1 protein-coding gene is annotated in these 1,018 nt (G+C 78.4%); it reads right to left on the bottom strand.

Translation table 11 applies throughout. The features are described from left to right. On the bottom strand, positions 1 to 1,018 hold a 1,018-nt coding region (locus ACIQOV_RS42820; protein ID WP_401056717.1), incomplete at both ends, for an acyltransferase domain-containing protein.

Here is a 1,018-nt window from a genome sequence, read left to right as displayed (position 1 = left end):
GCACCGGCTGCACCACGTCCACCCGTTCCAGGGAGGGTGCCCCGGGCGCGCCCTCCAGGACGGCGGGGAGCCGCCAGTCGACGTGGGCGCGGAGGGCGGTGTCGCAGGCGGCGAGGCGGTCCCGGAACACGGGGCTGGTGGCGAGCAGGTCCCGCGCCATGCCGGCCCACTGGGAGCCCTGGCCGGGGAACACCAGTGCCGTCCGGCCCTCGACGACCCGGCCGGTGCCCGCGACGACGTCGGCGGGCGTGGCCGGGGCGGTGGAGGGGTCCGTGCCCGGCCCGGACAGGGCGGCGAGGCCGTCCAGCAGTGCGGGGCGCCCGTCGCCGATCACCACGGCCCGGTGTTCGAAGGCGGACCGGGTGGTCGCCAGCGAGAGCCCGATGTCGGCCGCCCGTGCGGGCGCGTCCGTGGCGAGCCGGGCGCGCAGCCGGGCCGCCTGGTCCCCGAGCGCGGACGCGGTGCGGCCGGACAGCACCCAGGGCAGCACGGCCCCGGGCGCGCCCGCCCCGGCTGCGGTGTCCGGGCCGTCGGTCGCTGCTTCCGGTCCGTCGGCCTGTTCCGGCTCCGGTGCCTGTTCGAGGACGACGTGCGCATTGGTGCCGCTCATGCCGAACGAGGACACCCCGGCCCGGCGCGGCCGGTCGACGGCGGGCCAGTCGCGGGCCTCGGTGAGGAGTTCGACGGCGCCCGAGGACCAGTCGGCGTGCGGGGTGGGCGCGTCCACGTGCAGGGTGCGGGGCAGGACGCCGTGCCGCAGCGCGAGCACCGTCTTGATGACCCCGGCGACCCCGGCGGCGGCCTGGGTGTGCCCGATGTTCGACTTCAGCGACCCCAGCCACAGCGGACGCCCGGCGGGCCGGTCCTGGCCGTAGGTGGCCAGCAGCGCGTCGGCCTCGATCGGGTCGCCGAGGGTGGTCCCGGTGCCGTGTGCCTCCACCGCGTCGACCTCGGCGGCGGTCAGTCCGGCGTCGGCGAGGGCCGCCCGGATGACCCGCTGCTGGGAGGGGCCGTTGGG

This window comes from Kitasatospora sp. NPDC091257 (assembly GCF_044757675.1).
GTDB lineage: Bacteria > Actinomycetota > Actinomycetes > Streptomycetales > Streptomycetaceae > Kitasatospora > Kitasatospora lactacystinica.
The sequence above is the reverse complement of the archived record's forward strand: the minus strand, read 5'-3'. Positions and strand labels throughout refer to the sequence as shown.